The sequence below is a fragment of the Hydrogenophaga sp. 70-12 genome, from assembly GCF_001897365.1.
Classification (GTDB): Bacteria; Pseudomonadota; Gammaproteobacteria; order Burkholderiales; family Burkholderiaceae_C; genus Hydrogenophaga; species Hydrogenophaga borbori.
The window spans coordinates 1-9,253 of record NZ_MKSS01000251.1; the positions used below are offsets into that span (position 1 = coordinate 1).

The 9,253-nt window shown below is 69.7% G+C and carries 10 protein-coding genes; all 10 read left to right on the forward strand.

Features of this window, described 5'->3' with window-relative positions:
- A partial coding sequence (locus BGO22_RS14105) for a flavodoxin/ferredoxin-dependent (E)-4-hydroxy-3-methylbut-2-enyl-diphosphate synthase (RefSeq protein ID WP_286851389.1) occupies positions 1 to 494 on the forward strand: 494 nt, incomplete at its 5' end.
- A gap of 14 nt (positions 495 to 508) precedes the next feature.
- Positions 509 to 1,804, forward strand: a complete 1,296-nt coding sequence (gene hisS, locus BGO22_RS14110) for a histidine--tRNA ligase (RefSeq protein WP_070400052.1) — start codon at positions 509 to 511, stop codon at positions 1,802 to 1,804.
- A 51-nt stretch (positions 1,805 to 1,855) separates the two neighbouring features.
- Positions 1,856 to 2,515 carry a YfgM family protein gene (locus BGO22_RS14115; protein WP_070400053.1) on the forward strand — a complete coding sequence of 220 codons (660 nt, stop codon included), beginning with the start codon at positions 1,856 to 1,858 and terminating at the stop codon, positions 2,513 to 2,515.
- Positions 2,512 to 3,633: an outer membrane protein assembly factor BamB gene (bamB, locus tag BGO22_RS14120; RefSeq protein WP_070400054.1), complete on the forward strand. Its 1,122-nt coding sequence runs from the start codon at positions 2,512 to 2,514 to the stop codon at positions 3,631 to 3,633. Before BGO22_RS14115 ends, bamB begins: the two co-directional genes overlap by 4 nt.
- A gap of 16 nt (positions 3,634 to 3,649) precedes the next feature.
- Positions 3,650 to 4,990 (forward strand): ribosome biogenesis GTPase Der, encoded by a 1,341-nt coding sequence (der, locus tag BGO22_RS14125; RefSeq protein ID WP_070400055.1) that lies wholly within the window; start codon positions 3,650 to 3,652, stop codon positions 4,988 to 4,990.
- Positions 4,991 to 5,026: 36 nt separating this feature from the next.
- Positions 5,027 to 5,332 carry an RNA chaperone Hfq gene (hfq, locus tag BGO22_RS14130; RefSeq protein WP_070400056.1) on the forward strand — a complete coding sequence of 102 codons (306 nt, stop codon included), beginning with the start codon at positions 5,027 to 5,029 and terminating at the stop codon, positions 5,330 to 5,332.
- A gap of 88 nt (positions 5,333 to 5,420) precedes the next feature.
- Positions 5,421 to 6,608, forward strand: a complete 1,188-nt coding sequence (hflX, locus tag BGO22_RS14135; protein WP_070400057.1) for a GTPase HflX — start codon at positions 5,421 to 5,423, stop codon at positions 6,606 to 6,608.
- Positions 6,609 to 6,655: 47 nt separating this feature from the next.
- Positions 6,656 to 8,020 (forward strand): FtsH protease activity modulator HflK, encoded by a 1,365-nt coding sequence (hflK, locus tag BGO22_RS14140; RefSeq protein ID WP_254668183.1) that lies wholly within the window; start codon positions 6,656 to 6,658, stop codon positions 8,018 to 8,020.
- 16 nt (positions 8,021 to 8,036) lie between these two features.
- A complete protein-coding gene (gene hflC / locus BGO22_RS14145) occupies positions 8,037 to 8,930 on the forward strand; it encodes a protease modulator HflC (RefSeq protein ID WP_070400058.1) in 894 nt (297 codons plus the stop codon).
- Positions 8,931 to 8,932: 2 nt separating this feature from the next.
- Positions 8,933 to 9,130, forward strand: coding sequence for a DUF2065 domain-containing protein (locus BGO22_RS14150; protein ID WP_070400059.1), 198 nt, complete (start codon positions 8,933 to 8,935; stop codon positions 9,128 to 9,130).
- Positions 9,131 to 9,253: the final 123 nt, after the last annotated feature.

Consider the following 9,253-nt stretch of genomic DNA (forward strand, 5'->3'; position numbering starts at 1 on the left):
CCGCCGCGCTGTCGGTGCTGCTGCAGCAGGGCATTGGCGACACCATTCGCATCTCGCTCACGCCGCAGCCCGGCGAGGCGCGCACACAGGAGGTGGTGGTCGCCCTGGAGATCCTGCAGGCCCTGGGCCTGCGCAGCTTCGTGCCCAGCGTCACCGCCTGTCCCGGCTGCGGCCGCACCACCAGCACCACCTTCCAGGAACTGGCCAAGCAGATCGACGACTACCTGCGCGCCTCCATGCCGGTCTGGCGCGAGCGCTACCCGGGTGTCGAGGGCCTGAAGGTCGCGGTCATGGGCTGCATCGTCAACGGCCCGGGCGAAAGCAAGCACGCCGACATCGGCATCAGCCTGCCCGGCACCGGCGAGGCGCCGGCCGCGCCGGTGTTCATCGACGGCCAGAAGGCCGTCACGCTGCGCGGTGAGGGCATCGCGCGCGAGTTCCAGACCATCGTCGAAAACTACATCGAGAAGCGGTTCGGCGTGTTGCACGCCTGACCGCCCCTTTTTCCATGGCCGAGAAACTGGTTGCCGTCAAAGGCATGAACGACATCGCCCCTCCGCAGTCGGCGCACTGGGAGTGGCTGGAAGACACGCTGCGCGCGCTCATGGCGGGCTACGGCTACCGCAACCTGCGCACGCCCATCGTGGAGCCCACGGCGCTGTTCGTGCGGGGCCTGGGCGAGGTGACCGACATCGTCGAGAAGGAGATGTACTCCTTCGAGGACCGGCTCAACGGCGAGCACCTCACGCTGCGGCCTGAGAACACCGCCGGCGTGGTGCGCGCCGCGCTGGAGCATTCCATGCTCTACGACGGCCCCAAGCGCCTGTACTACATGGGCCCGATGTTCCGGCACGAGCGCCCGCAGCGTGGTCGCTACCGGCAATTCCATCAGTTCGGCGCCGAGGCCCTGGGCTTCGCCGGCCCCGACGTCGACGTCGAACTCATCGTGCTGGCCTGCGACCTGTGGGCCAGGCTGGGCCTCACGGGCATCGAGCTCGAGATCAACAGCCTGGGCCAACCCGCCGAACGCCTGGCGCACCGCCAGGCGCTGATCGCCTACCTGGAATCGCACGCCGAACAGCTCGACGAGGACGCCAGGCGCCGCCTGCACAGCAACCCGCTGCGCATCCTCGACACCAAGAACCCCGCCATGCAGGCGCTGGTGAACGCGGCGCCCAAGCTCATGGACCACCTGGGGGCCGAATCGCTCGCGCACTTCGGGCGCGTGAAGGCCCTGCTGGAGGCGCACGGCATCGCGTACCGCGTCAATCCGCGCCTGGTGCGCGGCATGGACTACTACAACCTCACGGTGTTCGAGTTCGTCACCACCCAGCTCGGCTCGCAGGGCACGGTGTGCGCGGGCGGCCGCTACGACGGCCTGTTCGAGCAGATCGGCGGCAAGCCCACGCCCGCCGTGGGCTGGGCCCTGGGCATGGAGCGCATCCTGGAGCTGCTGAAAGAGCAGGGCCGCCTGCCCGAAGCGCCGGTGCCCGACGCCTACGCCGTGGTGCCCGACGCCGCCGAGCTGCCGCGCGTCATGCCGCTGCTGCGCGCTCTGCGCCAGGCCGGCGCCCGCGTGCAGATGCACGCCGCCGGCGCCGAGGGCATGGGCAGCATGAAATCGCAGTTCAAGAAGGCCGACGCCAGCGGCGCGCGCTTCGCGCTCATCTTCGGTGCCGAGGAAATCGCCTTGGGCCAGGTGGCGCTCAAGCCCCTGCGCGGCGAGCGCGAGCAGGCGGCGGGGCAGGTGATGCTGCCCCTGGCCGATCCCGGCGCCATCGCTGCCCGCCTTCGCGCGCACTGAGCGGGTCGCCCGCCTACCTACAATCCAGCACTTTCGCGAACGACGAGTCCAATGGCCAAACACCTCGACCTCGAAGAGCAGGAACAGCTCGACCAGATCAAACACTTCTGGGCCAAGTACGGCAACGCCATCAGCTGGCTGCTCATCGTGGTGTTCGGCGGCTTCGCCGCCTACAACGGCTGGAACTGGTGGCAGCGCAACCAGGCGGCCAAGGCGGCGGTGCTCTATGAAGAGGTCGACCGCGCCGTGCAGTCCAAGGACCTGGACCGCGTGGGCCGCGTGCTGGCCGACATGCGCGCCGATTTCGCCCGCACCACCTTCTCCGCCCAGGCCGGCCTGCTGGCCGGCAAGGCGCTGTTCGACGGCGGCCAGCTCGACAAGGCGCGCGAGGCCCTGCAGGCCGTGTTGAACGAGAGCAAGGACGAGGGGCTGCAGGCCGTCGCCCGCCTGCGCCTGGCCTCGGTGGAGCTGCAGGCCGACAAGCCCGACGCCGCCCTGCAGGTGCTGCAGGCCAAGGTGCCGGCGCCCTTCGAGCCGCTGCTGGCCGACCGCCGTGGCGACGTGCTGCTGGCCCAGGGCAAGACCGAGGAGGCCAAGGCCCAGTACGAGGCCGCCTGGAAGGCGCTGGATGCCGGCAATGAGGTGCGCCGCCTGGTGGCGGTGAAGCTGGCCTCGCTGGGCGTGGCCGTGGACGCGGGAGCCAAGCCATGAAGCGCCTGCGCACCGCCAGCCTGTGCCTCGCGGCCGCGCTCACGCTCGCGGCCTGCTCCTCCGGGCCCAAGAAGCCGCAGCCAGCGGACCTGGGCCCCGCCACCCAGCTGATGGGCACGCGCCAGATCTGGACCGCCAACGTGGGCGAGGGCGGCTCGGGCTTCGTGCCCGTGCACGCGGCCGGCCACGTGTTCGCGGCCGGCGCCACCGGCGTGGTGGCCGCCATCGACGCCAACACCGGCGCCGACGCCTGGCGCGTGGACCTGCGCACCCGCCTGGCCACGGGCGTGGGCAGCGACGGCCAGACCGCCGCCGTCGTCACCGCCGCCAATGTGCTGGTGGCCATCGTCGACGGCGAGACGCGCTGGCGCGTGCGCCTGCCGGCGCGTTCCTTCACGCCGCCGCTGGTGGCCGGCGGCCGGGTGTTCGTGCTCACCGCCGATCGCAGCGTGGTGGCCTTCGACGCCGCCAACGGGGCGCGCCTGTGGAACCAGACCCGCTCGGGCGACCCGCTCACGCTGAACCAGCCGGGCGCGCTCGCGGCCGTGGGCGACACCCTGGTGGCCGGCGTGTCCGGCCGCCTGGTCGGCCTCAACCCCGACAACGGCACGGTGCGCTGGGAAGCGCCCGTGGCCACGGCGCGCGGCACCAACGAGGTCGAGCGCCTGGTCGACGTGCTGGCGCCCGTCAGCCGCATCGGCACCAACATCTGCGTGCGCGCCTACAGCGCCGCGGTGGGTTGCCTGGACGGCGTGCGCGGCTCCGTGATCTGGACCAAGCCGGCGCAGGGCGTGGTGGGCGTGCACGGCGACGACCGCCTGCTGTTCGGTACCGAAAGCAACGGCACCCTCCTGGCCTGGCGGCGCGACAGCGGTGAACAGGCCTGGAGTTCCGAGCGCCTGAAGTACCGCCAACTCAGCGCCCCGCTGGCCCTGGGCCGCGTGATTGCGCTGGGCGACGGCACCGGCCTGGTGCACGTGCTGTCGCGCGAGGACGGCAGTGAAATGGCCCGTCTGAGCACCGACGGCTCGGCCATCGTGTCGCCGCCCGTGCTGGCCGGCGACGCGCTGGTGGTCATGACAGCGCGCGGCGGCCTGTACGCCTGGCGCCCGCAATAAGGCCCGTTCGCCCTCCATGAAACCCGTCGTCGCGCTCGTGGGCCGCCCCAATGTGGGCAAGTCCACCTTGTTCAACCGCCTCACGGGCACTCGCGACGCCATCGTGGCCGACCTGGCCGGCCTCACGCGCGACCGCCACTACGGCAATGGCCGCCTGGGCAAACGCGAGTACATCGTCGTCGACACCGGCGGCTTCGAGCCCGACGCCGGCGAGGGCAGCATCTACCGCGAAATGGCGCAGCAGACGCGCCAAGCCGTGGCCGAAAGCGACGTGGTGCTCTTCGTGGTCGACGCGCGCGCCGGCCTGAGCGCGCAGGACCACGACATCGCCAACTACCTGCGCCGCCTGGGCAAGCCCTGCGTGCTGGTGGCCAACAAGGCCGAGGGCATGACCCAGGGCACCCAGCTGGTGGAGTTCTTCGAACTCGGCCTGGGCGAAGTGCTGCCCGTGTCGGGCGCGCACGGGCAGGGCGTTCGCTCCATGATCGAGACCGCCCTCGACCAAGTCCCCGGCCTGGCCGAGGACGAGGAAGGCGAGGCCGAGGACAACACCGGCACCATCCGCCTGACCGTGGCGGGCCGCCCCAACGTCGGCAAATCCACGCTGATCAACGCCTGGCTCGGCGAGGAGCGCCTGGTCGCTTTCGACATGCCCGGCACCACGCGCGACGCCATCAGCGTGCCCTTCGAGCGCAATGGCCAACGCTTCGAGCTGGTCGACACGGCCGGCCTGCGCCGCAAGGGCCGCGTGTTCGAGGCGATCGAGAAGTTCTCCGTCATCAAGACGCTCCAGGCCATCGAGAACGCCAACGTCGTGCTGTTGCTGCTCGACGCCACCCAAGGCGTGACCGACCAGGACGCCCACATCGCGGGCTACATCCTGGAGAGTGGCCGCGCCGTGGTGGTGGCCATCAACAAATGGGACGCGATCGACAGCTACCAGCGCGAGCAGCTGGAGCGCCAGATCGAAAACCGCCTGGCGTTCCTGAAGTTCGCCGCGCTGCACCGCATTTCGGCGAAAAAGCGCCAGGGCCTGGCGCCGCTGTGGGCCTCCATTGCCCAGGCGCACGCCTCGGCCATGCGCAAGATGCCCACCCCGGTGCTGACCCGCCTGCTGCAGGAGGCGGTGGCCTTCCAGGCGCCGTCACGCGGTGGCCAGGCCCGGCCCAAGATGCGCTACGCCCACCAGGGCGGCATGAACCCCCCGGTGATCGTCATCCACGGCAACTCGCTGGACCGGGTGCCCGACGCCTACCGGCGCTTCCTGGAGGGGCGCTTTCGCAAGGCCTTCGACCTCGTCGGCACCCCGCTGCGCATCGAGTTCAGAACCTCGAGCAACCCCTTCAAAGCCGAATGACCGAGGCGCAAATAATGGCCCGGTGAGGCGCAGGGCATGCCCGTGTGGTATGTTTCCACCCTCCAAAACCAGCCGAACACGGAGCATATCGTGAGCAACAACAAAGGCCAGCTCTTGCAAGACCCGTTCCTGAACCAATTGCGCCGGGAACATGTCCCCGTCTCGATCTACCTGGTCAACGGCATCAAGCTGCAGGGCCAGATCGAGTCCTTCGACCAGTACGTCGTGCTGTTGCGCAACACCGTGACGCAAATGGTCTACAAGCACGCCATCTCGACCATCGTTCCCGGTCGTCCCGTGCAGTTCTCGGCCAACAACCCCGACGATTCCAACGCCGCCTGAGTCCGCCGCTGCGAGACACGCGCAACCCGAGCCGCCAGGCACGTCCTGACGGCCGGGTGGGCAACGCAGGGCGCGTTGCCCCACCGATTTGACATCTCCCACCGCCTCTCTCCCGAACGCCACACCATCGGTCATCCTGGTGGGGGTTGATTTCGGGCTTCCCCATTTCGATGCCGACCTGCAGGAGCTGGGCCAGCTGGCCGAGACCGCGGGTTACCGCGTGGCCGACCGCGTCAGCTGCAAGCGCCGTGCGCCCGATCCGGCCCTGTTCGTGGGCTCGGGCAAGGCCGACGAGATCAAGATGCTGGTGCAGTCCACCGGCGCCAGCGAGGTGCTGTTCGATCAGGCGCTGAGCCCGGCCCAGCAGCGCAACCTCGAGCGCCACATGGGCTGTCCGGTCAACGACCGCACCCTGCTGATCCTGGAAATCTTCGCGCAGCGCGCGCGCAGCCACGAGGGCAAGCTGCAGGTCGAACTCGCGCGGCTGCAGTACTTGTCAACCCGGCTGGTGCGGCGCTGGTCGCACCTGGAGCGCCAGAGCGGCGGCATCGGCATGCGCGGCGGCCCGGGCGAGACGCAGATCGAGCTCGACCGCCGCATGATCGGCGAGGCCATCAAGCGCACCAAAGAGCGCCTGGAGAAGGTCAAGAAGCAGCGCGCCACGCAGCGCCGCCAGCGCCAGCGCCGCGAGGCCTTCACCATCTCCCTGGTGGGGTACACCAACGCCGGCAAGAGCTCGATCTTCAACGCCCTGGTGAAGGCCCGCACCTATGCGGCTGACCAGCTCTTCGCCACGCTGGACACCACCACCCGTCAGCTCTACCTGGGCGAGGCCGGGCGCACGGTGTCGCTGTCCGACACCGTGGGCTTCATCCGCGAGCTGCCGCACGGCCTGGTGGAGGCTTTCGCCGCGACCTTGCAGGAAGCCGCCGACGCCGACCTGCTGTTGCATGTCGTCGACGCCTCCAACCCCGACCACCCCGAGCAGATCGCCGCCGTGCAGCGTGTGCTCGGTGAGATCGGGGCGGCCGAGGTGCCGCAGTTGCTGGTTTTCAACAAGATCGACGCCATGGACCCGGCGAACCGGCCCCTGCGTGCGCTGGACGCGATGGAGGTCGATGGGCAGAGCGTGCCGCGCGTCTTCGTGAGCGCGCTTTCGGGCGAAGGTCTGCCCGAACTGCGGTCCTGGCTGGCGGCCGAGGTGGCGCGCCGCCACGGCGCGCCGGCCGAACAAGACCCCATGCGGCCCGCCGAAGCGGCCGACCCGCTGGTTTGATTGGGCACAATGTGAACTCCGAGTCGATAACAGGAACAACACCGAGCATGGATGTGAACCTTGGGACCCCGCAGGCCGCGCGCGACGCCGCGCCGGCCCGTCCGCGTGGCTGGCGCCGCTGGCTGGGCGTGTTCAACCTCAACGACCCGCGCTGGGGTCGCGAGGACGGTGAGCAAAACGGCCGCGAGGACGATTCGCGATCGCCGCAGCGTCCGCGCGGGCAGGGCCCCAACCAGGGCCCGCCCGACCTGGACGAACTCTGGCGCGACTTCAACCGCAAGCTCGGTGGCTTGCTGGGCAACCGCCGGCCCGGCGGCCCCGGTGGCCCCACGGGCGGCGGCAACGGCGGCGGCCAGGGTTTCAACCCCAACCCCAAGGCGGCCGGCGTGGGCGTGGGCCTCATCGCCGGCATCGCGGTGCTCATCTGGCTGGGCACGGGCTTCTTCATCGTGCAGGAAGGCCAGCAGGCCGTCATCACCCAGTTCGGCCGTTACCACAGCACCGTGGGGGCCGGTTTCAACTGGCGCCTGCCATACCCCGTGCAGCGGCATGAGACGGTGTTCGTGACGCAGCTGCGCTCGGTCGACGTGGGGCGCGACAACATCGTGCCGGCGACGGGCCTGCGCGAGTCGTCCATGCTCACCGAGGACGAGAACATCGTCGACATCAAGTTCGTCGTGCAGTACCGCCTGAGTGACGCGCGCGCCTTCCTGTTCGAAAGCCGCGACCCCGACCTGGCCGTGCTCAAGGCCGCCGAGACCGCCGTGCGCGAGGTGGTGGGCAAGATGAAGATGGACGCCGTGCTGGCCGAGGAACGCGACCAGATCGCGCCGCGCGTGCGCAGCCTCATGCAGACCATTCTCGACCGCTACAAGGTGGGCATCGACGTGGTGGCCGTGAACCTGCAGCAGGGTGGCGTGCGCCCGCCTGAGCAGGTGCAGGCGGCCTTCGACGACGTGCTGCGCGCCGGCCAGGAGCGCGAGCGCGCCAAGAACGAGGCTGAGGCCTACGCCAACGACGTGGTGCCACGCGCCCGCGGCACGGCCTCGCGACTGAAGGAAGAGGCCGAGGGTTACAAGGCGCGCATCTCCGCCCAGGCGCAAGGCGATTCGCAGCGCTTCAAGTCGCTGCTGGCCGAGTACCAGAAGGCACCGCAAGTCACGCGCGATCGCCTCTACATCGACACCATGCAGCAGATCTACGGCAACGTGACCAAGGTGCTGGTCGACACCAAGAACGGCGGCTCCAACCTGCTGTACCTGCCGCTCGACCGCCTGATGCAGTCCGCGGGCGCCATGCCGCCGAGCGTGCCCGCCAATGCCCTGCCGAGCACGTCCTCGCCGGCCTCCACGGCGGTGCCGACCGAGCGCTCCGGCGACGGCGCCCGCTCGCGCGAGCGCGAAAGCCGCTGATAAGGGAAGTCAGAACATGAACAAACTTGGTTTCGTCGTCACCTCCCTCATCGTGCTGCTGGCCGTGGCCAGCTCCATGCTGTTCGTCGTCGATCAGCGCCAGTTCGGCGTGGTCTACCAGCTCGGCCAGATCAAGCAGGTCGTGACCGAGCCCGGCCTGAACTTCAAGCTGCCGCCGCCGTTCCAGAACGTCACCTACATCGACAAGCGCCTGCTCACGCTCGAGAGCCAGGACAGCGAGCCGACCCTCACCGCCGAGAAGCAGCGCGTGGTGATTGACTGGTACGTGCGCTGGCGCATCAGCGACCCGCAGGCCTACATCCGCAACGTGGGCACCAACGAGCGCGCGGGCGCCCTGCAGCTCAACCGTGTGGTGCGCAACGCGTTCCAGCAGGAGGTGAACAAGCGCACCCTGCGCGAGCTGCTCGCCACGCACCGCGAGGAGCTCATGCGCGAGGTGCAGCGCGGCGTGGTGGCGGCGGTGCAAAGCGCCAACCAGCCCTGGGGCATGGAGGTGGTGGACGTGCGCATCAACCGCGTCGACTACGCCGAGTCCATCGTGTCCTCCGTCTACCAGCGCATGGAGGCCGAACGCAAGCGCGTGGCCAACGAGCTGCGCTCTACCGGCTACGCCGAGGGCGAGGCCATCCGCGCCGACGCCGACCGCCAGCGCGAGGTGATCGTGGCCGAGGCCTACCGCGACGCCCAGCGCATCAAAGGCGAGGGCGACGCCGCCGCCGCGGCCTCGTTCGCCGAGGCTTTCGGCCGCGACCCGGCTTTCGCGCAGTTCTACCGCAGCCTAGAGGCCTACAAGGCCAGCTTCACGGGCCGCAACGACGTGATGGTGGTCGATCCCTCGACCGACTTCTTCCGGGCGCTGCGCAGCCCGAGCGCGGCGACGCAGCGCTGAACATGAACAGCGGTGGCGGCGACGCCTGGTGGCTGGCGCTGGGGCTCGTCCTGGTGTTCGAGGGCTTGCTCCCGCTGCTGTCACCCGGCGGCTGGCGCCGCGTCTTCACGCAGATGCTCTCGCTGCGCGACGGGCAGATCCGCTTCTTCGGACTCATCAGCGTGGCCGCGGGCCTGCTGATTGCGGGCCTGTTCGCCTGAGCCCAGGCCGGCGCCTGCCGGGGCCCCGCATGGGTCCCGGTAGAATCCGGTTTTTAACAGCGCCTGAAAACGCCATGTCCGCCTGGGTCCTCCCGGATCACATCGCCGATGTCCTGCCGTCCG